The following is a 20,755-nucleotide window of genomic DNA, read 5'->3' on the forward strand; positions in this document are numbered from 1 at the left end:
CCGCGACGGCGGGGGAGAGCATCCGCGACGCCGTACCCAGGAACGAGAGAGAGCCGAACCATGACGTCCAGTCAGCCGCCGCAGCAGCCCGGGGGCCCCGGCCAGCCGGGTCCGGGCGGCCAGCCGGGGTACGGGCAGCAGCCGCCGCCGCCGTACGGCGCCCCCCAGGGTCAGCCCGCGTACGGCCAGCAGCCGTACGGGCAGCAGGCGCCCTACGGCCAGCAGTCCCCCTACGGGCAGCAGCCGCCGTACGGCGCGCCCCAGGGGCAGCCCCCGTACGGCCAGCAGCCCCAGGGCCCGTACGGCCAGCAGCCGCCCTACGGCCAGCCGTGGGGGCAGCCCCCGCGCCCGGCGGGCGCAGGCCTCGACCTCAAGCGCCTCAAGGTGGCCGACTACGTCGTCGCCGCCGGTGCGCTGCTGTTCCTCGTCCTGGCGATCCTGCCGTGGATCGACTTCGACGACAGCTACTTCTCCACCGACTACAACGTGAACGGCTTCTCGTTCAGCGGCCTGGTCACCTTCAGCTTCATCCTGCTGCTGGCGGCGGCCGTCTGGGCGCTGCTGCCGGCGGTCACCGAGCTGCGCCTGGGCTTCCCGCGCAGCTGGGTCACCGTGGCGCTGGCCGGGCTCGCGCTGCTGCTCACGCTGATCGCCTGGATCCAGACCTTCGACTGGGAGTTCAGCCTGGTCGGGCTGCTCGCGCTGCTGGTGACCGCCGCGGTCACCGCCGTCGCCGTCCTGCGGCTGATCCCGGAGCTGCGCAACCGCCCGGCGCTCCCCGGTGCCGTCGCCGGGGCCGCCCAGTGGGCCAACCAGCAGGCGCCGGAGTTCGGCCAGCACGGCTCGTCCACCAACCCCGGCCCGCCCGCGTCCTCCGGGCAGCCCGGCCCCTACGGCCAGCCGCAGCCGTACGGCCAGCCGCAGCCCTACGGGCAGCCCCAGCCCTACGGCCAGCCGGGGCAGTACGGCCAGCCGGCCCCCTACGGCCAGCCGGGCCAGCAGTGGGGGCAGCCGCAGCCGGGCCAGCAGCCGGGCCAGCAGCACGGCCAGCACGGCGCCCAGCCCGCCACCCCGTCCCCGGCCACCGACCCGGGCCGGCAGCCCGGCGGCTCGAGCGCCTCGGGCCAGGGCCAGCCCTGAGCTGAGCGCGCACGCGAGCACCGCGTCCCCGGACGCACCCGTCCCGACGAGGGCCGGCGGCACCCGCCGCCGGCCCTCGTCGGCGTCCGGGACCCGGTCCCGGCGCGTGCGACCGGCGTCCGGCCGCCGCGCTTGCGACAGTGGGGACGTGGTCTCCCTGCTGGCACGCCTGCCCGTCCCCGGCCGGCAGCAGTCGGCCGCACGCGGAGCCGGGCTGGCGGTCGCGGCCACCGCGGCGGTGACGCTGCTCGGCCTCGTCGGCCTGGGCCTCGCGGTCGTCGTCGTCCAGGCGCTGGACCCCACCGGCGGGCTGCCCGTCGGCGGGTCGGTCCGGGTGGCCGGCCGGCTGTGGCTGCTGGCCAACGGCGGCGGCCTCGACCTCGGGTCGGGGCCGGTCGTGCTCGCCCCGCTGCTGCTCACCCTCGCCGTCGCCGTCGGTCTGTCCCGCGCGGGACGCGGGGTCACCCGCGTGACCGGGCCGGCGGGGGCCGGCGGGGCCGGTGTCGTCGTGGCGACCGTCGTGGCGGTGCACGCGCTGCTCGCCGTGCTGCTGGCGCTCGCCGTCGACGGGCCCGGCGCGCGCACCGACCTGCTGCGCTGCGGGGCCGGTGCGGCGGTCCTCGCGCTGGTGGCGGGCGGCTGGGGCGTGCTGCGGGAGAGCGGCCTGGCGGACGCCGCCCTCGACCGGCTGCCCGGGCCGGTCCGGCCCCTGCTGCCGGCCGTCCTGGCGGGCCTGCTCGCCGCCGGCGGGCTGTGCTGCGCGGTGGTCGCGGTCGCCGTGGGCGCCGACGCCGCCGGGTACGCGGCGGTCGAGGAGTCGCTGGGCGGGTCGGCCGCCGGCGTCCTCGGGCTCCTGGCGCTCGGCGCGCTGCTGCTGCCCAACGCCGCCGCCGCGGCCCTCGGGGTCGCCGCCGGGCCGGGCTTCTCCGTCGGCGCGGCGACCGTCGTCTCCGTGCACGGGGTCAGCCTCGGCCCGGTCCCCGCGCTGCCGCTGCTGGCCGCGCTCCCCGACACCCAGGCCGTGCCCCTGCTGGCCTTCGCCTCGCAGGCGGTGCCCGCGCTGGCCGGCCTCGCGGCCGGCACGGTGCTCGGCCGCCGGATGGGCGACGACGACGGCGGCTCGGTCTCCGCGGGCCTGTGGGGCGTCCTCGCCGGGCTGCTGCTGGGGGTCGCCTCCGGGCTGGCCGTCGCGGTCGCCGGCGGCTCGCTGGGCGACGGCGCGCTGGCCGACGTCGGGGCGCCGCCGGCGGCCACCGCGCTGGCCGTCGCGCTGCAGGCCGGCATCGCCGCGGCCCTCGCGGCGGCCGTGGCCCGCTGGCGGGCGCGGGACTGACGCCCCGTCCGGCGGGCAGGAACGGGCCGCCGTCTAGGGTCGGCGGCGTGCCGGCCGCTCCATCCCCCGCGCGGGCGCGGGTCGTGGTGCTGCTGTCGGGCACCGGGTCGCTGTGCGCGGCGCTCCTCGACGCCGCCGACGCCCCCGGCTACCCCGCGGAGGTCGTCGCCGTCGGCGCCGACCGCGACGCCGCCGGCCTCGGGCACGCCCGCCGCCGCGGCCTGCCCACCTTCACCGTCCCGCTGCGCGCCTTCCCCGACCGGGCCGCCTGGGACGCCGCGCTGGCCGACGCGATCGCCGCGCACCGTCCCGACTGGGTGGTCTCCGCGGGGTTCATGAAGATCGTCGGCCCCGCCGTGCTGGCGCGCTACGAGGGCCGGCTGGTGAACACCCACCCCGCGCTGCTGCCGGCGTTCCCGGGCGCGCACGCCGTCCGCGACGCCCTGGCCGCCGGCGCGGAGGTCACCGGCAGCACGGTCCACCTCGTCGACGCCGGCGTGGACACCGGCCCGGTGCTGGCGCAGCGCGAGGTGCCGGTGCTGCCCGGCGACGACGAGGACCGACTGCACGAACGGATCAAGGCCGTGGAGCGCACGCTCCTGGTGGAGACGGTGGCGCGACTCGTCACCGGGACGACGGAGGAGAGCGCGCGATGACCGAGAGCCGGACCCCGGTGCGCCGAGCCCTGCTGGGCGTGTACGACAAGACCGGGATCGAGGAGCTCGCCCGCGGGCTGGCCGACGCCGGCGTCGAGCTGGTGAGCACGGGAGCCACCGCCCGCCGCATCGCCGAGGCCGGCATCGCCGTCACCCCGGTCGAGCAGGTCACCGGCTTCCCCGAGTGCCTCGACGGGCGGGTGAAGACCCTGCACCCGGCGGTGCACGCCGGCATCCTCGCCGACCGCCGGAAGCCCGAGCACACAGCGCAGCTCGACGAGCTCGGCATCGCGCCCTTCGACCTCGTCGTGGTCAACCTCTACCCGTTCACCGAGACCGTCGCCTCGGGCGCGACGCCCGACGAGTGCGTCGAGCAGATCGACATCGGCGGCCCGGCGATGGTGCGTGCCGCGGCGAAGAACCACCCGTCGGTGGCCGTCGTCGTCGACCCGGCGCGCTACGGCGACGTGCTCGCCGCCGTCACCGCGGGCGGGTTCACCCTCCCCGAGCGGCAGCGGCTCGCCGCGGCGGCCTTCCGGCACACCGCGAGCTACGACGTCGCCGTCGCCTCCTGGATGGGCAGCGTGCTCGCACCCGACGACGAGTCGGCGTTCCCCGCGTGGGTCGGCGCCTCGTGGGAGCGCGCCGACGTGCTGCGCTACGGCGAGAACCCGCACCAGCAGGCCGCGCTCTACCGCGGCGGGACGCCGGGCCTCGCGCACGCCGAGCAGCTGCACGGCAAGCAGATGTCCTACAACAACTACGTCGACACCGACGCCGCCTGGCGGGCCGCGCAGGACCACAACGACCCCTGCGTCGCGATCATCAAGCACGCCAACCCGTGCGGCATCGCCGTCGGCGCCGACATCGCCTCCGCGCACCGCAAGGCGCACGCCTGCGACCCGGTCTCGGCGTTCGGCGGGGTCATCGCCGCCAACCGCGAGGTCGACCTCGCCATGGCCGAGCAGGTGGCCGGGGTGTTCACCGAGGTCGTCGTCGCGCCGTCGTTCACCGAGGACGCGGTCGGCGTGCTGACGGCGAAGAAGAACATCCGGCTGCTGCGGCTCGACGGCGCCGCGCGGCCCGCGGTCGAGATGCGGCCGGTCAGCGGCGGGCTGCTGCTGCAGACGGCCGACCGGATCGACGCCGCCGGCGACGACCCGACGACGTGGACGCTCGCCTGCGGGGAGCCGCTGGACGCCGCGGGCCTCGACGACCTGGTGTTCGCCTGGCGCTCGGTGCGCGCGGTGAAGAGCAACGCGATCCTGCTCGCCCACGACAAGGCGACCGTCGGCGTCGGCATGGGCCAGGTGAACCGGGTGGACTCCGCCCGCCTGGCGGTCTCGCGGGCGGGGGAGCGGGCCGCCGGGTCGGTGGCCGCCTCCGACGCGTTCTTCCCCTTCGCCGACGGCCTGCAGGTGCTCCTCGACGCCGGGGTGCGCGCGGTGGTGCAGCCGGGCGGGTCGGTGCGGGACGAGGAGGTCGTCGCTGCCGCGAGCGCGGCCGGCGTGCCGCTCTACCTCACCGGGACCCGCCACTTCGCCCACTGATGCCGGGGTCGCGGCCGCACGTCCGGCCCCCGGAGGACGACGCCGAGGTCACCGACGCCGACCTCTCCTCCGTGGACTGGTGGGGCGCCGAGCTTGAGGGCGTCACGTTCACCCGCTGCCGGTTCCACGACGCGGACCTGACCGAGCTGGTCACCCGGCGCTGCGTGTTCGACTCCTGCGTGCTCACCGGGGTGCGGATGAGCGGCTCGCGGCACCGCGGGTCGGCGTTCCTGTCCTGCCGCTTCGACCGCGCGCGGCTCATCGACGTCGTGTGGGACGGCTGCAAGCTCACCGGCTCGCACTTCCCGGGCGCGACGCTGCGGCCGCTGACCAGCACCGACTGCGACTGGAGTTGGACGTCGCTGCGCGGGGCGGACCTGTCGGGCACCGACCTGTCGGGCCAGCGGTTCCGCGAGGCCGACCTGACCGACGCCGACCTGCGCGAGTGCGACCTCACCGGCGCCGACCTCGACCGGGCGCGGATGCAGGGCGCGAAGCTGCGCGGGGCCGACCTGCGCGGCGCGGCCACCGAGGCGTGGCCGTGGCGCGGCCTGGAGCTGACCGGCGTCCGGCTCGACCTGCCCCAGGCCGTCCAGGTGACGCAGTCCCTCGGCGCGAGAGTCGAATAGGTGACTCGCCGTGACACCTGGTCGGCCTACCGGCCTCCACCGCGGCCAGGTGCCGTCCCCCTGCTGCGCGGAGCCCCGTCACGACGTCCCGACCGGGAGCCTCCGGCCCCGCGGACGGGCCGCCGTCCCCGCAGGGCGGCTCACCCCTACCGGTACTTGGGGCCCTTGAGCATCGCCCAGAGGGCGCCGAGCAGGCCGAGGACGCCGACGGCGCAGCCGAACCAGAAGCCGAGGGCGAACCGGCCGGCGTCCCACTCCTCGCGGGCCAGCGGGACGAGCACCGCCGCGATCGCCAGGGCGCTGACGAACAGCGCCAGCACGCCGAGCGTGCGGTGGGTGCGGGCCGGCAGCCACAGCAGGATGCCCAGCACGAACAGCACCGCGCCGCCGAGCACCACGGCCAGCGGCTGCCAGAAGCCCGACGACGTCAGCTGCGAGAGACCGTCGCCGAGCTCGGTGAACCCGCGCCCGACGAGGTCCCAGCCGCGGTCGGGGGTGTCGGCCAGCCAGCGCAGCAGCACGCTGATGCCGGCGGCGATCCCGGCGAGGATGCACAGCAGCCCGGCGAGCGACGCCGGCCGGCGCACCGCCACCGGCCGGGTCGAGTAGTTGGGCGAGGTGTAGTAGTTCTCGCCCGTCCCGGCGTAGCCGTGCGCCCCGGAGCCGCCGGCCCCCGGCGCCGTCTGCTCCCGCCACCCACCGGCCTGCGCGGCGGGCATCTGCCGGGTCGACGGGTCGGGCTCGCTCATCGGCACTCCTCGCGGGGCGGGCGGGACGGCGCCGGGGAGGCGCCGCCGCGAGCGTAGGGCCGGGAGGGCCCCGCCGGGGACGACTCCGGCACACTGTCGGGGTGCCCGCGACGATCCTCGACGGCAAGGCCACCGCCGCCACGATCCGCCAGGAGCTCACCGCGCGGGTCGAGGCCCTCACCGCGGCCGGCCGCCGGCCGGGCCTGGGCACCCTGCTGGTCGGCGACGACCCGGGCAGCCGCTGGTACGTGAACGCCAAGCACTCGGACTGCGCGCAGGTCGGCATCGCCAGCATCCAGCGCGAGCTGCCGGCCACGGCCACGCTCACCGACGTCCTCGGCGTCGTCGAGGAGCTCAACGCCGACCCGGCCTGCACCGGCTACATCGTCCAGCTCCCGCTGCCCCGCCAGGTCGACGAGTACGCCGTCCTCGAGGCGATGGACCCGGCCAAGGACGCCGACGGGCTGCACCCCACCAACCTCGGCCGCCTGGTGCTCGGCGTCGACGGGCCGTTGCCGTGCACGCCGGTCGGCATCGTCGAGCTGCTCCGCCGGTACGACGTCCCGGTGGCCGGCGCCGAGGTGGTCGTCGTCGGGCGCGGGATCACCGTCGGCCGGCCGCTCGGGCTGCTGCTCACCCGGCGCACCGAGAACGCCACGGTGACCCTCTGCCACACCGGCACCCGCGACCTCGCCGCCCACCTGCGCAGCGCCGACGTCGTCGTCGCCGCGGCCGGCGTGCCCGGGCTGGTCACGGCCGACGTCGTCAAGCCGGGCGCCGCGGTGCTCGACGTCGGGGTCAGCCGGGTCGACGGGAAGATCGCCGGCGACGTGGCGGCGGACGTCGCCGGGGTGGCCGGCCACGTGGCGCCCAACCCCGGCGGCGTCGGCCCGATGACGCGGGCGATGCTGCTGCAGAACGTGGTGCTCGCCGCCGAGCGCGCCGTCGCGGCCGAGGTGCTCACCGCCTGATGAGCCGGCCGCCCCTCTACACGCGCCGGCCGTTCCTGGCCGGACTGCTGCGCCAGCTGCCGCTGTTCGCGGTCCTGGTCGCGGTCGCGGTGGGGCTGGGCATGGTCGCGCTGGAGCACTGGCGGCGCGGCCTGCTGGTGGTCGGGCTGGCGCTGGTGGGCGCCGCGGTGCTGCGGCTGGTGCTGCCGGTGCGGCGGGTCGGCTTCCTCGCCGTCCGCAGCCGCCCGGTCGACGTCGTCCTCATGGCCGGGGCCGGGGTGGCGGTCACGGTGCTGTCCGTCCTGGTGCCGGGCAGTTGAGCGGACCGGCCCGCGGGCGCGGCCGCGGGGGTCCCGGGTCTAGGTTGACGCCCATGGCAGAGCAGCCCAGGAACGGCAAGGTCACCGTCGTCGGTGCCGGCTTCTACGGCTCCACCACCGCCCTGCGACTGGCGGAGTACGACGTCTTCGAGACGGTCGTGCTCACCGACATCGTCGAGGGCAAGCCCGAGGGCCTGGCCCTCGACATCAACCAGTCACGCCCGATCGAGGGCTTCGAGACGCGCGTCGTCGGCGTCGGCGGGGGCTCCTACGAGGGCACCGAGGGCTCCGACGTCGTCGTGGTCACCGCGGGCCTGCCCCGCAAGCCCGGCATGAGCCGCATGGACCTCATCGAGACCAACGCCGGCATCGTCCGCTCGGTCGCCGAGAACATCGCGCAGAGCTCGCCGGACGCCGTCGTCATCGTGGTGAGCAACCCGCTCGACGAGATGACCGCCCTCGCCCAGCTCGCCACCGGCTTCCCGAAGGAGCGGGTCATGGGCCAGGCAGGGATGCTCGACACCGCCCGGTTCACCAACAACGTCGCCGAGGAGCTCGGCGTCCCGGTCTCCTCGGTGCGCACCCTGACCCTGGGCTCGCACGGCGACACGATGGTGCCGGTGCCCTCGCGCTGCACCGTCGACGGCAAGCCGCTGGCCGACGTGATGGCCCCCGACCGCGTCGAGCACCTCGTGCAGCGCACCCGCAACGGCGGCGCCGAGGTCGTGGCGCTGCTCAAGACCGGCTCGGCGTACTACGCGCCCTCGGCGGCCGCGGCCCGCATGGCCCGCGCCGTCATCGAGGACTCGGGCGCGGTCATGCCGGTGTGCGCGTGGGTCGACGGCGAGTACGGGATCTCCGGCGTGTACCTCGGCGTCGAGGCGGAGATCGGCCGCGGGGGTGTGCGCCGGGTGGTCGAGGGGGACCTGACCGACAGCGAGCTGGCCGGGCTGCGCGAGGCCGCCGAGGCGGTGCGTGCCAAGCAGGCCGACGTCGCGGACATGTGAGAGCGACCGCGACCTGACCGACTCCCGGCCCGACGGGCCGGGGCTGCAGAGAGGGAATGTCTGACGTGAGCAAGATCAAGGTCGAGGGCACCGTCGTCGAACTCGACGGCGACGAGATGACCCGGATCATCTGGCAGTTCATCAAGGACCAGCTGATCCTGCCGTACCTCGACGTGAACCTGGAGTACTACGACCTGGGCATCGAGCACCGCGACGCCACCGACGACCAGGTCACGATCGACTCCGCCAACGCGATCAAGAAGCACGGCGTGGGCGTCAAGTGCGCCACCATCACGCCGGACGAGGCGCGGGTCGAGGAGTTCGGCCTCAAGAAGATGTGGCGCTCCCCGAACGGGACGATCCGCAACATCCTCGGCGGCGTGATCTTCCGCGAGCCGATCATCATGCAGAACGTGCCGCGGCTCGTGCCGGGCTGGACCAAGCCGATCATCGTCGGCCGCCACGCCTACGGCGACCAGTACCGCGCCACCGACTTCAAGTTCCCCACCTCGGGGAAGCTGACCGTCACCTTCACCCCGGACGACGGCTCGCAGCCGATCGAGCACGAGGTCTTCCAGGCGCCCGGCGCCGGCGTCTCGCTGTCGATGTACAACCTCGACGACTCGATCCGCGACTTCGCCCGCGCCTCGCTGAACTACGGCCTCTCGCGCGGCTACCCGGTCTACCTGTCCACGAAGAACACGATCCTCAAGGCCTACGACGGCCGGTTCAAGGACATCTTCGAGGAGACCTTCGAGGCCGAGTTCAAGGACCAGTTCCAGGCGGCCGGCATCACCTACGAGCACCGGCTCATCGACGACATGGTCGCCGCGTCCCTCAAGTGGGAGGGCGGCTACGTCTGGGCCTGCAAGAACTACGACGGCGACGTCCAGTCCGACACGGTCGCGCAGGGCTTCGGCTCGCTCGGCCTCATGACCTCGGTACTGGCCACCCCGGACGGCCGCACGGTCGAGGCCGAGGCCGCCCACGGCACGGTGACCCGCCACTACCGGCAGCACCAGCAGGGCAAGGAGACGTCGACCAACCCGATCGCGTCGATCTTCGCCTGGACCCGGGGCCTCGCCCACCGCGGCAAGCTGGACGGCACCCCCGAGGTCACCCGGTTCGCCGAGACCCTCGAGAAGGTCTGCATCGACACCGTCGAGGGCGGTCAGATGACCAAGGACCTCGCGCTGCTGATCAGCAAGGACCAGCCGTGGCTGACCACCCAGGACTTCCTGGCGGCTATCGACAGCAACCTGCAGAAGGCCATGGCCTGAGCAGTGCGCTGACGCGCTGAGCTCTCCAGCGGCCCCCTCGCCCCCGGGTGAGGGGGCCGCTGCGCGTCCGGGGGCCGAACTCCTGCAACGACTCCCGGGAAGTCGCTGTCCACCGGGCCCTACAGACGACGACTTCCCCGTAGTTGCGGCCTGTGGACGGCGCCGACGTCGGCGGGCCCGCTCGGGGACGCTCCTCGGGTGCCCCCGCCCCTGCGCCCCGAGCGCCTGCGCGGTCGCGTCTTCCGCGGTGCCGACGCCGTGCGCCTGGGCCTGCTGACGCCGGCCGCCCTGCGCAGCAGCGCCTGGAGGCGCCTGTACCGCGGCGTCTACGCCGACGCCGCACTGCCCGACGACGTCGGCGTCCGTGTCCGGGGCGCCCTGCTGCTGATGCCACCGGCGGCCGTCCTCAGCGGGCGGACGGCGGCGTGGCTGCACGGCGCCGTCGAGCTCGCCGACACTGCGGCACCCGTGGACGTGTCGGTCCCGACGGGCGTGCGCTTCGGGCCGGTCGCCGGGCTCCGTGTGCGCCAGGTGGCGCTCCCGTCCACCGACGTCGTGGAGGTCCGGACACGCCGGTGCACGAGTGCCACGCGCACGGCGCTCGACCTGGCGCGGGACGAGCCGCTCGCGGAGGCCGTCGTCGCCCTGGACGTCCTCCTGGCCCGCGACGTCGTCACCCGCGCCGAGCTGCAGCACGCCCTCGCCGCTCCGCCCTCGTCCCGCGGGATCCGGCGTGCGCGCCGGGCCGTCGAGCTCGCCGACCCACGCGCGGAGTCGCCGCAGGAGTCGCGGTTGCGGGTGCTGCTCGCCCTGGCAGGTCTCACTCCCGTGCCGCAGTACACGGTGCGGGACGCCGAGGGGGGCTTCGTCGCCCGCGTCGACCTGGCGTTCCCGGACCAGCGGCTCGCCGTCGAGTACGACGGGGCCTGGCACGGCGCGCCTCAGCAGCTGGCCCGGGACCGGCGGCGTCTCAACCGGCTGACGGCGGCCGGCTGGAGGGTGGTGTTCGTGACCGCCGCGGACCTCCGCGACCCGGAGGCGCTCGTCGCCCGGGTGGTCGCGGCGCTGCGGTCGTGAGGGTCAGGCGAGCAGGAGGGTCCAGAACGGGCCGCCGGGGCCGCCGACGACGGCCGCGCCCGCGCTGGTCAGCGAGCAGTCGAGCAGGTCCCCGGCGGCGGAGCCGGCAAGCCAGCCGGCGACGACCGTGCCGCCGTCTCGGGTCCCGGACGCCACCGCGCCGCTGCCCACCGGCACCTCGCCGCCCGCGCGCCGCATCTCCTCGCCGTGCGCCTCGGCCTGCGCGGCCAGGCCGGCGTCGCGGGTCAGCGGGTCGCAGCCGGCGGCCACCCGGGCGACGTCGACCGCCGCCAGCACCGCGGCCGCCCCGCCGGGCACCGCGGCCGCGGTCGCGCCGGGCGCCGGGAGGGCCGCCGGGCCGGGGGAGGGAGCCGGCGCGCTGCTCCGCGACGGCGTCGGCGAGGGAGCCGGCGCCGGCGACGTGGTGCCCGGCGCGGGCACGGCCGGCGCGGCGGGGGCCGCCTGCGGCGCAGGCGCGGCCGCCGACGCGGAGGACGAGCCGGCCGCGGAGGGCGACCCGGCCGGAGGCGCCCCCGCCGACGCGGACGGGGCCCCCGCGGGGGACGGCGACGGCTGGTCCGCGGGGGAGTGCGGCGCCTCCGCCGCGGACGACGCGGCGGACGACGCGGCGGACGACGGGACGCCTGCCGGAGCGGAGGACGAGGCGATGCCCGGGGCCGCGGCGGTCCCGGACCGGGACCCGGCCGGCGAGGACGCCGACGCGGACGACGCCGAGCCCGACGAGGACGTAGCCGAGGACGAGGACGGGCCCGACGACGCCGAGCCGGCCCCCGCGGACCCCGGCGCGGGCTCGCCGTCGACGCCCATCGTCACCACGCCGGTCCGCTGCCCGGCGTCCTCGGCGGTGGTCATGACGGCCGACTCCGCCGTCGACAGCGCACCGCGGCCGGCCATCACCAGCGGGACCACCAGCGCGATGCCGGCGACGACCACCGTCACGGCCAGGACGGACAGCGCGCGCCGGCCGAGCAGGACGCGGAACAGCGACGGGAGCAGCCGACGGCCCGCGGCGGCGAGGCGGGCGGACAGCGGGGAAGACCGGCGGTGGCGCACGAGGAGGACGTCCTCACGGGACTCGACAGAAACGGACCGTGACTTCGTCGAGACTAGCCGTAGCGGCCGTTCACCCGGGAGAGGGACGTGACCGAGGTCACACACCTGCGCCCGGGGAGCCCCAGGCGCCGCCCGAGCGGACCGGGCGGGCAGCATGGACGGCTCACCCCGCCCCCATCTCCGAGGAGCACGCCGCCGTGAGCGACGTCTGGCTCGACATCGTCCTGGTCGTCGTCTTCGTGCTGGTGGGGGGCTTCTTCGCCGGCGCGGAGATCGCCCTGGTGTCGCTGCGGGAGGCCCAGGTCCGCGTGCTGTCCGAGCGGGGCGGCCGCGGCCGCGCGCTGGCCCGCCTGCTCGCCGACCCCAACCGGTTCCTCGCCGCCGTCCAGGTGGGCGTCACCCTCGCGGGCTTCCTGTCCGCCGCCTTCGGCGCGAGCACCCTCGCCGAGCCGTTCAGCGACTGGCTGGTCACCCGCGGCGTGGGGGAGGGTGTGGCCGACCCGCTGGCCCTCGTCCTGGTCACCGTGGCGATCAGCTACCTGTCGCTCGTGGTCGGCGAGCTGACGCCCAAGCGCCTGGCGCTGCAGCGCGCCGAGGGCTTCTCGTTGATGGTCGCGCGCCCGCTGAACACCATCGCGCGGCTGTCGCGGCCGGTCATCTGGCTGCTGTCGGCCTCCACGAACGTGCTGGTGCGGCTCCTCGGCGGCGACCCGAGGGCCAGCGGCGAGGCGATCAGCCAGGAGGAGCTGCGCGACCTCGTCGCCGCGCACGAGTCGCTGTCCAGCGACGAGCGCCGGCTCATCGACGAGGTGTTCCGCGCCGGCGACCGCGAGGTCCGCGAGGTGATGACCCCGCGCACCGAGGTCGAGTTCCTCGAGGCCTCGACGACGGTCAGCCGCGCCGCGCGCCAGGTGGCCGAGTCCGGCTGGTCGCGCTACCCGGTCACCGGCCGCGACCAGGACGACGTCGTCGGCTTCGTGCACGTCCGCGACCTGCTGCTGCCCACCCACCCGGCCGGCCGCGCGGCCACCGTCGGCGACCTGGCCCGCGAGGTGAAGCGGCTGCCCGGCACCGCCGGCGTGCTCACCGCACTGTCGGAGATGCGCCGGGAGAACCAGCACCTGGCGATCGTGGTGGACGAGTACGGCGGCACCGACGGGATCGTCAGCCTCGAGGACCTCATCGAGGAGGTCATCGGCGAGATCTACGACGAGTACGACGAGGAAGTCGTCGCCGACGCCGACGAGCGTCCCGGCGGACCGCACGAGGTCGACGGCCTGCTCAACCTCGACGACTTCGCGGAGGTCACCGGCCTGCGGCTGCCCGAGGGCCCCTACGAGACGGTGGCCGGCTTCGTCCTCGCCGAGCTCGGCCGCATCCCCGGCGTCGGGGACTCGGTCGAGGTGGAGGGCCGCACCCTCGGCGTCCTGGAGCTCGACGGACGGCGGATCGCCCGGCTGTCGGTCACCGGCGCGCCGGACGCCGAGCCGGCCGGGGAGGACGCCCCGGCCGGCTGAGCCCGGCCGGGGAGCCCGGGTCCGTCAGCTCCGCCCCCGCGAGACCTCCCACGCGTCGCGCACGATCCCGGTCAGGTCGGTGTGCCGCGGGCTCCAGCCGAGGTCGGCCCGGATGCGGTCGCTGGCGGCCACCAGCTGCGCCGGGTCGCCCGCCCGCCGCTCGCCCACCTGCACCGGCACCGGGTGCCCGGTGACCTCGCGGACGGCGTCGACCACCTGCTGCACCGAGAAACCCGTGCCGTTGCCCAGGTTGTAGACCCGGTGCTCGCCCGGCTGCGGCGCGGTCAGCGCCAGCAGGTGCGCGTCGGCGAGGTCGGAGACGTGGATGTAGTCGCGGATGCAGGTGCCGTCCGGCGTCGGGTAGTCCTCGCCGTAGACGGTCATCGCCTCCCGCGTCCCGGCCGCGACCTGCAGCGCGATCGGGATGAGGTGCGTCTCGGTGGTGTGCCGTTCGCCCCGGCCGTACGCCGCGCCGGCCACGTTGAAGTAGCGCAGGCTCACCGCGGCGAAGTCGTACGCGGTGGCGTAGGAGGTCAGCATCGCGTCGACGGCGAGCTTCGTGGCGCCGTAGGTGTTGGTGGGCCGGGTCTGCGCGTCCTCGCGGATCGGCACCTGGTCGGGCTCCCCGTAGGTGGCCGCCGTGGACGAGAACACGATCCGCCGGCAGTCGACCGCGCGCATCGCCTCGAGCAGCGCCAGCGACCCGCCGACGTTGTGCTCCCAGTAGATCTCCGGCTTGACCTGCGACTCGCCGACCAGGCTCTTGGCCGCGAAGTGCAGCACCGCCTCGGGCCGCACCTCGGCCAGCACCGGCGCCGACTCCTGCAGCCTGGCCTGTACGAACCGGGCGCCCTCCGGGACGGCGTCGGCGTGCCCGGTCGAGAGGTCGTCGAGCACGGTGACCTCGTGGCCGCCCTCGAGGAGGGCGGCGGTGACTACGCTGCCGATGTAGCCGGCCCCACCGGCGACGAGTACGCGCATGGGGCCACCCTAGGAGCCGTCGCCCGGGAGGACCTGTCCGTGGTGAGCGCACGTCCGGCGGTGCAGGCGCTGCCGGCCTACAAGCCCGGCCGCAACCCGGCCGACCTCGCCCGCGAGCTCGGCGTCGACCGCGCCGTCAAGCTGGCCAGCAACGAGGTGCCGTTCCCGCCGCTGCCGGCGGTCGTCCAGGCGCTGTCGGCGACGGCGGGGGAGACCTACCGCTACCCCGACAACGGGGCCGCCGTCCTCACCCGGGCACTGGCCGAGCACTACGACGTCGACCCGGTGCAGGTCGTGCCCGGCTGCGGCGCGGTGATGCTCTGCCAGCAGCTCGCGCAGTCGTTCAACGACCCCGGGACGGCGATCGCCTTCGCCTGGCGCTCGTTCGAGATGTACCCGCTGCTGGCGCAGGTGGCCGGGGCGCGCAGCCTGCAGGTGCCGCTGGTGCCCTCCCGCCCCGGCGGGTCCCCCGACACCCACGACCTCGACGCGCTCGCCGCCGTGGTCGACGACGACACGCGTCTGCTGTTCGTCTGCAACCCCAACAACCCGACGTCGACGGCGGTGCGCCGGGCCGAGCTCGAGCGGTTCCTCGACCGGGTGCCCGAGTCCGTGCTGGTCGTCCTCGACGAGGCGTACCGGGAGTTCGTCACCGACCCCGACGTCCCCGACGGGCTCGAGCTCATGCGCGGCCGGCCGAACGTCGCGGTGCTCCGCACGTTCTCCAAGGCGTGGGGGCTGGCCGGCCTGCGGGTGGGCTACCTGGTCGCCGAGGACCCGGCCGTCGCCGACGCCGTCCGCCGCACGCACGTGCCCTTCAGCGTGTCCAGCCTCGCGCAGGCCGCCGCGGTCGCCGCGCTGGCCAGCGCCGACGAGGTGGGCCGGCGGGTGGCCGCCGTCGTCGCCGAGCGGGACCGGCTCACCGCGGCCCTGCGCGAGCGCGGCCACGAGGTGCCCGACAGCCAGGCCAACTTCGTGTGGCTGCCGCTGGGGGAGCCGACGGCGGAGGTCGCGGCGGCGCTCGAGGGCCGCGGCGTCATCACCCGTCCCTTCGCCGGCGAGGGCATCCGGGTGACGGTCGGCACGCCCGAGGAGGACGACGTCTTCCTCGCGGCGCTCGACGAGGTCACCACCGGCGCGTCGGGTGCGGCGGGCGACGACGTGCGCACCGGCGCGCCTGTCGGCTGAGCCGCGGCTGGTTTGATGGCCGCCGTGCCTCTTCCCCGTGTCCTCTCCGGCATCCAGCCGACGGCGGGCTCCTTCCACCTCGGCAACTACCTGGGTGCGCTCCGCCAGTGGGTCGCGCTGCAGGACACCGCCGAGGCGTTCTACTGCGTCGTCGACCAGCACGCGATCACGATGGACTGGGACCCGGCGCAGCTCCGGCAGAACACCCTCGTCTCCGCCGCCCAGCTGGTCGCCCTCGGCGTCGACCCCGCCCGCAGCTCGCTGTTCGTGCAGAGCCACGTGCCGGAGCACGTCCAGCTGTCGTGGGTGCTCGAGTGCCTCGCCCGCTTCGGCGAGGCCAGCCGGATGACGCAGTTCAAGGACAAGAGCCAGCGCGAGGGCGCCGCGGGCTCCTCGGTCGGGCTGTTCACCTACCCGGTGCTGCAGGCCGCCGACATCCTCGTCTACCAGGCCGACGAGGTGCCCGTGGGCGAGGACCAGCGCCAGCACCTCGAGCTGACCCGCGACCTCGCCACCCGCTTCAACGGCCGGTTCGGCGACACGTTCACGCTGCCCGCCGCCCGGATCCCGCAGGGCGCGGCGAAGATCCTCGACCTGCAGTCGCCGGAGAAGAAGATGAGCAAGAGCCTGCCGCCGGCCGGCTGTGTGTTCCTCCTCGACGACCCGAAGACGTCGGCGAAGAAGATCCGCTCGGCGGTCACCGACACCGGCCGCGAGGTGGTGGCCGACGCGGAGAACAAGCCCGGCGTCACCAACCTGCTGACGATCCACAGCGCCCTGTCGGGCATCCCGGTGCCCGAGCTGGAGGAGCGGTTCGCCGGCCGCGGCTACGGCGACCTCAAGAAGGAGCTCGCCGAGGTGGTCACCGACTTCGTCGCCCCGGTGCGCGCCCGCACGCAGGAGCTGCTCGACGACCGCGCCGAGCTCGAGCGGCTGCTCGCCGGCGGGGCGGCCCGCGCCCGCGAGGTCGCCGCGGCCACCGTCGCCACGGTCTACGACCGGGTCGGCTTCCTCCGGCCCGCGGGGGCGGTGTCGTGAACGACGACACGTTCGTCCCGCGCAGCCGGACGGCGCCGCCGCAGACCTCCGTCGTCGGCGTCCTCGTGCCGGTGCCCGAGCCGTGGGCGCAGGTGCTCGTCGACTGGCGCGCCAAGGTCGGCGACCCGCAGGCCACCGTGGTCCCGCCGCACGTCACGCTGCTGCCGCCCACCGAGGTGCCGTGCGCCGACCGCGCCGCGATCAGCGAGCACCTGGCGCGCGTCGCCCGCAGCCACCCGCCGTTCGAGATGCACCTGTCGGGCACCGGCACCTTCACGCCGGTCTCCGACGTCGTCTTCGTGACCGTCGCCAAGGGCATCGGCAACTGCGAGCTGCTGGCCTCCGACGTGCGCACCGGGCCGCTGGCGCGCGACCTGTCGTTCCCGTACCACCCGCACGTGACCGTGGCCCACGACGTCGCGCCGGACATGCTCGACCTCGCCTACAGCGGCCTGGCCGACCTGTCGGCCGAGTTCGCCGTCACCTCGTTCACCGAGTTCCAGCAGAGCCCCACCGGCACCTGGGTGGTCGCCCGCGAGTACCCGCTGACCGGGCCGCCGCACCGCCGCTGACCTGCGCCGCGGTCCCCGAGGCAGCAGACTGGACGGGGTGGGCACCCCTCCGGACGACCGGCCCCCCGCCGACGCCGGACGCAGCCCCTGGGCCCGCGTCGCCGGTGCCGGCGCCCGGGTCGCGGGCTCCGTGGACTCCCTCGTCCGCACCCAGCGCCGCCGGCGCCCGTGGTTCGACCACCTGGCCCGGGCCGGCGGCCGCTACCAGCGCAGCCAGGGCGACCTGCTGGCCGCCGGGGTCACCTACTTCGTGTTCCTCGGCCTGTTCCCGGTGCTGCTGCTGGTCGCCTCGGTCATCGCCCTGGTCCTGTCCGGCGACGCGATCCTGCAGCGGGAGCTCTACACCGCCATCCGGGAGTCCTTCCCCGGCGGCACGGGGCGGCAGATCGTCGACGAGCTGCGCTCGGCGGTGGGCGCGGCCGGCCTGACCGGGATCATCGGCGCGGCCGGTTTCCTCTACGCCGGGCTGCGCGCCATGGACAAGCTGCGCATCGGCATGGAGCAGATCTGGAAGGGCTCCGTCGACGAGCCGGAGTTCTGGCGCGACAACCTCGCCGACGTCGTCGCGCTCGTCGCCCTCGGCGGCGCCGGCCTGCTCAGCATCGGCCTCACCGGCTTCGCCACCCAGGCCACCTCGGTGGTGCTCGACGTCCTGGGCCTGCAGGACGCGCCGGGGCTGGCCGTGGGGACCAGCCTGCTCGGCATCGCGCTCGCGTTCGCCGGCGACGTCGTCGTCTTCCTGTGGCTGCTGCGGGTGGTGCCCTCGACGTCGCACCCGCTGCGGCTGCTGCTGCCCGGCGCGCTGTTCGGCGCCGCCGGGTTCGAGCTGATGAAGCTGGCCGGCAGCCTCTACCTGTCGCTGATCTCCGGCAGCGTGACCTCGTCGGCCTTCGGCGGGGCGGTCGGCGTCCTGGTGTGGATCAACCTGGTGGTCCGGTTCGCGTTCTTCACGGCGGCGTGGACGGCGACCCTCCCGCGCCTGACCCCGGCGGTGCCCGCCGCCCCGGAGACGCGGCCGCCGGTGGCGGCGGCGTCCGGCGCACCGCCCGCCGTCGGCCGATGACCGTGGCGGCGACGACCGCGGCCGCGGCTGCACCGAGCGCCAGCAGGCCGAGCGCGGGCGGGCCGCCGTCGCCGGCCGCCGGCGCCGCCGCGGGCGGGCCCGCCGCCACCTGCGCGGGGCCGGCCGGCGTCGGCGTCGCCGTCCGGGTCGGGGGAGGAGCGGGGACCTCGTCGGCCGAGGCGACCAGGCGGCCGACGCCGGCCAGCGACGCCGGGACGGCGAAGCCCCAGTCGAGCAGGCGCGCGGCCTGGTCTGCGGCGCGCAGCGGCACGTTCTCGGTGCCCATCACGCTGACGACCAGCCGCCGGCCGTCCCGCTCGGCGGCGGTCACGTAGGTGTGCCGGGCGGCGTCGGTGAACCCGGTCTTGCCGCCCAGCGTCCCCGGGTAGCCGGCCAGCGGGTTCTGGTTCTGGATCTGGAAGCCGGGCGAGCGGCCCTCGACGCCGGGCATCTGCGCCGTCGGCGTCAGGAGGAGCCCCGCGGTGACCGGGTCCGCGACCAGCTCCCGGAAGAACAGGGCGAGGTCGTAGGGGGAGGAGGACTGCCCGGCGACGTCGAGGCCCGACACCGAGCCCGCGACCGTGTCGAAGGCGCCCAGCTGCAGCGCCCGGGCGTTCATCGCGGCGATCGTGGGCGCGGTGCCCCCGGCCGCCCGGGCCAGCGCGTTGGCGGCGTCGTTGCCCGACTGCATCACCAGCGCCTGGAACAGCAGCCCGACCGGGTAGCGGCCGCCGGCCACGATGCCGACCTTGCTGCCCTCCATCTTCTCGTCCTCGACGGTGCCCTCCACCACCAGCGCGGGGTCCAGCCGGTGGGCGAGGGTCAGCAGGGTCAGCGTCTTGAGCGTGCTCGCCGGGTAGTGGCGGCCGTGCGGGTCACGGGCGGCCAGCACCTCGCCGGTGCCCGCGTCGGCGACGAGCCAGCCGGCCGCCACGACGCCGTCGGGCAGCGGCGGCGCCCCGTCGGCCACCACGGTGCCGCGGGTGTCGAGGCCGTCCCCGCCGACGGTGACCCCGCCCGGCGCCGAACCCTGCGGCGGCCCGCCGGCGGGCGGCGCGGTGGGCGTGGGGGCGGCCGGGTCGGCTGTGGGGCGCGGGGTGTCGTCGGCCGGTGCCGCCGCGGCGGGAGCGGCGCCCAGGAGCACCGCCAGCGCGGCCAGCACGGCCACCAGCGCACCCCACCGTCGCCGCACGGGGAGGACGCTAGCCGCGGGCCGGCGGGGCCGGGTCGCCGGGCGCGGGCGGCCGTGGCCGGGGCTCCGCGCGGGCGGGGCGTTCACAACGATCCCGTCTCGGTCCGTCGCACGGATGGCGGCGGGGGGCCGGAGCGCGGTTAGCGTGCCGGGGTCGTCGCGTCCGGCGTCCCGGCCGTGCCGGGGTGTGCCCGGGCGTGACGGACCAGGACCCACGGGAGCTCCCCCGTCTGTGCCGGGAGCTCCCCCCAGAGAGGAGTGCGTCTTGCGCCGAGCGCGGAAGATGAAGGTCGCGGCCCTGCTGCTGGCCGGCAGCATGGCCCTGGCCGCCTGTGCCAGCGACGAGACCGGCGGCGGCAGCAGCGGGAGCGGCGGCGGCGAGGGTGGCGGCAGCGAGGAGCCCCGCATCGGCCTCGCCTTCGACACCGGCGGCCGTGGCGACCGCTCGTTCAACGACGCGGCGGTCGCGGGCCTCGAGGCCGCCGTCGAGGAGCACGGCGGCGAGTTCCAGGACCTCAGCCCCAACGCCGACGGCTCCAACCGCGCCGACCTGCTGACCCAGCTGGCCGACGAGGGCTACAACCCGATCATCGCGGTCGGCTTCGCCTACGGCGAGGTCATCGGCGACGTCGTCGAGCAGTACCCGGACACGACGTTCGCGATCATCGACTCCTCCGCGGCGGAGGTCGGCGCGGACAACCTCACCGGCCTGCTGTTCAGCGAGGAGGAGGGCTCCTTCCTCGCCGGTGTCGCCGCGGCGCTCAAGTCCGAGACGGGCCACGTCGGCTTCGTCGGCGGCGTCGAGACCCCGCTGATCCAGAAGTTCGAGGCCGGCTACGTGGCCGGCGCCCAGGCGGTCAACCCGCAGATCATCATCGACCGGCAGTACATCTCGCCGGCCGGTGACTTCTCCGGCTTCAACGCCCCCGACCGCGGCCTGCTGGTCGCCCAGGGCATGTACGAGGGCGGCGCCGACATCGTCTACCACGCGGCGGGCGGCTCGGGCCTCGGCGTCTTCCAGGCGGCCGCGGCGGCCGGCGCGCGCGCCATCGGCGTCGACTCCGACCAGTACCAGACGGTCGACGACCCGGCGCTGCAGGCGGTCATCCTGACCTCGATGCTCAAGCGCGTGGACACCGCGGTGTCCTCGTTCATCGACTCCTTCGTCGACGGCAGCGTCCAGGGCGGCGAGGACATCGTCTACAACCTGGAGCAGGACGGCGTCGGCCTGTCCACCTCGGGTGGCTTCATCGACGACATCCAGGACCAGATCGAGGAGTACCGCACGCAGATCGTCGACGGCGAGATCACGGTCCCGTCGACCCCGTGACGGCGGCCGGCCGCAGGGCCGGCTGACCCCACGCACGACCGGAGGGCCCGGGGGCGCACACGCACCCCGGGCCCTCCGCCATGAGGGGGATCCCCGGTCGTCACACTGA

20 protein-coding genes are annotated in these 20,755 nt (G+C 75.8%); 16 read left to right on the forward strand and 4 right to left on the reverse strand.

The window, feature by feature from the left end; all coding sequences use genetic code 11:
* Positions 1–60: 60 nt before the first annotated feature.
* The 5 genes from BUE37_RS23965 to BUE37_RS16610 all read left to right on the forward strand — a co-directional run bounded on the left by BUE37_RS23965 (position 61) and on the right by BUE37_RS16610 (position 5,308).
* Positions 61–1,140, forward strand: a complete 1,080-nt coding sequence (locus tag BUE37_RS23965) for a hypothetical protein (protein WP_073421453.1) — start codon at positions 61–63, stop codon at positions 1,138–1,140.
* Positions 1,141–1,288: 148 nt separating this feature from the next.
* The gene (locus tag BUE37_RS16595; RefSeq protein WP_073421455.1) at positions 1,289–2,473 is read left to right on the forward strand and encodes a cell division protein PerM; all 1,185 of its coding nucleotides are present in this window, start codon (positions 1,289–1,291) and stop codon (positions 2,471–2,473) included.
* 47 nt (positions 2,474–2,520) lie between these two features.
* The gene (gene purN / locus BUE37_RS16600) at positions 2,521–3,129 is read left to right on the forward strand and encodes a phosphoribosylglycinamide formyltransferase (protein WP_073421457.1); all 609 of its coding nucleotides are present in this window, start codon (positions 2,521–2,523) and stop codon (positions 3,127–3,129) included.
* A complete protein-coding gene (gene purH, locus BUE37_RS16605) occupies positions 3,126–4,679 on the forward strand; it encodes a bifunctional phosphoribosylaminoimidazolecarboxamide formyltransferase/IMP cyclohydrolase (protein WP_073421459.1) in 1,554 nt (517 codons plus the stop codon). The genes purN and purH overlap by 4 nt, the downstream gene beginning before the upstream one ends.
* On the forward strand, positions 4,679–5,308 hold the full coding sequence (locus BUE37_RS16610) for a pentapeptide repeat-containing protein (protein ID WP_073421460.1): 630 nt from the start codon (positions 4,679–4,681) through the stop codon (positions 5,306–5,308). The genes purH and BUE37_RS16610 overlap by 1 nt, the downstream gene beginning before the upstream one ends.
* Positions 5,309–5,454: 146 nt before the next feature.
* Here BUE37_RS16610 and BUE37_RS16615 read toward each other — a convergent pair whose 3' ends face one another.
* Positions 5,455–6,057: a hypothetical protein gene (locus BUE37_RS16615; protein ID WP_245794676.1), complete on the reverse strand. Its 603-nt coding sequence runs from the start codon at positions 6,055–6,057 to the stop codon at positions 5,455–5,457.
* 101 nt (positions 6,058–6,158) lie between these two features.
* Between BUE37_RS16615 and BUE37_RS16620 the strand changes: the two genes are divergently transcribed.
* The 5 genes from BUE37_RS16620 (at position 6,159) to BUE37_RS16640 (ending at position 10,691) form a co-directional block, all read left to right on the forward strand.
* The gene (locus tag BUE37_RS16620; protein WP_073421461.1) at positions 6,159–7,028 is read left to right on the forward strand and encodes a bifunctional methylenetetrahydrofolate dehydrogenase/methenyltetrahydrofolate cyclohydrolase; all 870 of its coding nucleotides are present in this window, start codon (positions 6,159–6,161) and stop codon (positions 7,026–7,028) included.
* The gene (locus tag BUE37_RS16625; protein ID WP_073421463.1) at positions 7,028–7,327 is read left to right on the forward strand and encodes a DUF3017 domain-containing protein; all 300 of its coding nucleotides are present in this window, start codon (positions 7,028–7,030) and stop codon (positions 7,325–7,327) included. Before BUE37_RS16620 ends, BUE37_RS16625 begins: the two co-directional genes overlap by 1 nt.
* 53 nt (positions 7,328–7,380) lie before the next feature.
* Positions 7,381–8,334: a malate dehydrogenase gene (gene mdh / locus BUE37_RS16630; RefSeq protein WP_073421465.1), complete on the forward strand. Its 954-nt coding sequence runs from the start codon at positions 7,381–7,383 to the stop codon at positions 8,332–8,334.
* 56 nt (positions 8,335–8,390) lie between these two features.
* A complete protein-coding gene (locus tag BUE37_RS16635; RefSeq protein WP_245794678.1) occupies positions 8,391–9,614 on the forward strand; it encodes an NADP-dependent isocitrate dehydrogenase in 1,224 nt (407 codons plus the stop codon).
* 198 nt (positions 9,615–9,812) lie between these two features.
* Positions 9,813–10,691: a hypothetical protein gene (locus BUE37_RS16640; RefSeq protein ID WP_083628782.1), complete on the forward strand. Its 879-nt coding sequence runs from the start codon at positions 9,813–9,815 to the stop codon at positions 10,689–10,691.
* 3 nt (positions 10,692–10,694) lie between these two features.
* On the opposite strand, the gene BUE37_RS16645 is transcribed toward BUE37_RS16640, so the two are convergent.
* Positions 10,695–11,765 (reverse strand): hypothetical protein, encoded by a 1,071-nt coding sequence (locus tag BUE37_RS16645; protein WP_073421469.1) that lies wholly within the window; start codon positions 11,763–11,765, stop codon positions 10,695–10,697.
* 197 nt (positions 11,766–11,962) lie between these two features.
* Between BUE37_RS16645 and BUE37_RS16650 the strand changes: the two genes are divergently transcribed.
* The gene (locus BUE37_RS16650; protein ID WP_073421471.1) at positions 11,963–13,282 is read left to right on the forward strand and encodes a hemolysin family protein; all 1,320 of its coding nucleotides are present in this window, start codon (positions 11,963–11,965) and stop codon (positions 13,280–13,282) included.
* 24 nt (positions 13,283–13,306) lie between these two features.
* On the opposite strand, the gene galE is transcribed toward BUE37_RS16650, so the two are convergent.
* Positions 13,307–14,263: a UDP-glucose 4-epimerase GalE gene (galE, locus tag BUE37_RS16655; protein WP_073421473.1), complete on the reverse strand. Its 957-nt coding sequence runs from the start codon at positions 14,261–14,263 to the stop codon at positions 13,307–13,309.
* Positions 14,264–14,305: 42 nt separating this feature from the next.
* On the opposite strand from galE, the gene hisC reads away from it, so the two are divergent.
* The 4 genes from hisC to BUE37_RS16675 are packed head-to-tail and all read left to right on the forward strand — an operon-like array spanning position 14,306 to position 18,124.
* Entirely contained in the window at positions 14,306–15,451 is a 1,146-nt protein-coding gene (gene hisC / locus BUE37_RS16660; protein ID WP_245794680.1) for a histidinol-phosphate transaminase, read from the forward strand.
* A 15-nt stretch (positions 15,452–15,466) separates the two neighbouring features.
* Complete coding sequence (trpS, locus tag BUE37_RS16665) at positions 15,467–16,489, forward strand: tryptophan--tRNA ligase (RefSeq protein WP_073421475.1); 1,023 nt, start codon at positions 15,467–15,469, stop codon at positions 16,487–16,489.
* The gene (locus BUE37_RS16670) at positions 16,486–17,061 is read left to right on the forward strand and encodes a 2'-5' RNA ligase family protein (protein ID WP_073421476.1); all 576 of its coding nucleotides are present in this window, start codon (positions 16,486–16,488) and stop codon (positions 17,059–17,061) included. Before trpS ends, BUE37_RS16670 begins: the two co-directional genes overlap by 4 nt.
* A 37-nt stretch (positions 17,062–17,098) precedes the next feature.
* Positions 17,099–18,124 (forward strand): YihY/virulence factor BrkB family protein, encoded by a 1,026-nt coding sequence (locus BUE37_RS16675; protein WP_245794682.1) that lies wholly within the window; start codon positions 17,099–17,101, stop codon positions 18,122–18,124.
* Here BUE37_RS16675 and BUE37_RS16680 read toward each other — a convergent pair.
* Positions 18,009–19,316, reverse strand: a complete 1,308-nt coding sequence (locus BUE37_RS16680; protein WP_083628783.1) for a D-alanyl-D-alanine carboxypeptidase family protein — start codon at positions 19,314–19,316, stop codon at positions 18,009–18,011. The two genes, BUE37_RS16675 and BUE37_RS16680, sit on opposite strands and share 116 nt — an antisense overlap.
* Before the next feature lie 265 nt (positions 19,317–19,581).
* Here BUE37_RS16680 and BUE37_RS16685 point away from each other — a divergent pair, with 265 nt between their 5' ends.
* Complete coding sequence (locus BUE37_RS16685) at positions 19,582–20,646, forward strand: BMP family lipoprotein (protein ID WP_245794684.1); 1,065 nt, start codon at positions 19,582–19,584, stop codon at positions 20,644–20,646.
* The last annotated feature ends 109 nt before the right edge of the window (positions 20,647–20,755 follow it).

It is taken from the genome of Geodermatophilus nigrescens, from assembly GCF_900129495.1.
In the GTDB taxonomy this organism is placed as follows: domain Bacteria; phylum Actinomycetota; class Actinomycetes; order Mycobacteriales; family Geodermatophilaceae; genus Geodermatophilus; species Geodermatophilus nigrescens.

What these genes read in the sequence shown, in the direction of transcription:
- galE (WP_073421473.1), bottom strand. Translation starts at nt 14,263, where the DNA reads ATGCGCGTACTCGTCGCCGGTGGGGCCGGCTACATCGGCAGCGTAGTC.
- BUE37_RS16610 (WP_073421460.1), top strand. Translation starts at nt 4,679, where the DNA reads ATGCCGGGGTCGCGGCCGCACGTCCGGCCCCCGGAGGACGACGCCGAG.
- BUE37_RS16615 (WP_245794676.1), bottom strand. Translation starts at nt 6,057, where the DNA reads ATGAGCGAGCCCGACCCGTCGACCCGGCAGATGCCCGCCGCGCAGGCC.
- BUE37_RS16635 (WP_245794678.1), top strand. Translation starts at nt 8,391, where the DNA reads ATGTCTGACGTGAGCAAGATCAAGGTCGAGGGCACCGTCGTCGAACTC.
- BUE37_RS16625 (WP_073421463.1), top strand. Translation starts at nt 7,028, where the DNA reads ATGAGCCGGCCGCCCCTCTACACGCGCCGGCCGTTCCTGGCCGGACTG.
- trpS (WP_073421475.1), top strand. Translation starts at nt 15,467, where the DNA reads ATGGCCGCCGTGCCTCTTCCCCGTGTCCTCTCCGGCATCCAGCCGACG.
- mdh (WP_073421465.1), top strand. Translation starts at nt 7,381, where the DNA reads ATGGCAGAGCAGCCCAGGAACGGCAAGGTCACCGTCGTCGGTGCCGGC.
- purH (WP_073421459.1), top strand. Translation starts at nt 3,126, where the DNA reads ATGACCGAGAGCCGGACCCCGGTGCGCCGAGCCCTGCTGGGCGTGTAC.
- BUE37_RS23965 (WP_073421453.1), top strand. Translation starts at nt 61, where the DNA reads ATGACGTCCAGTCAGCCGCCGCAGCAGCCCGGGGGCCCCGGCCAGCCG.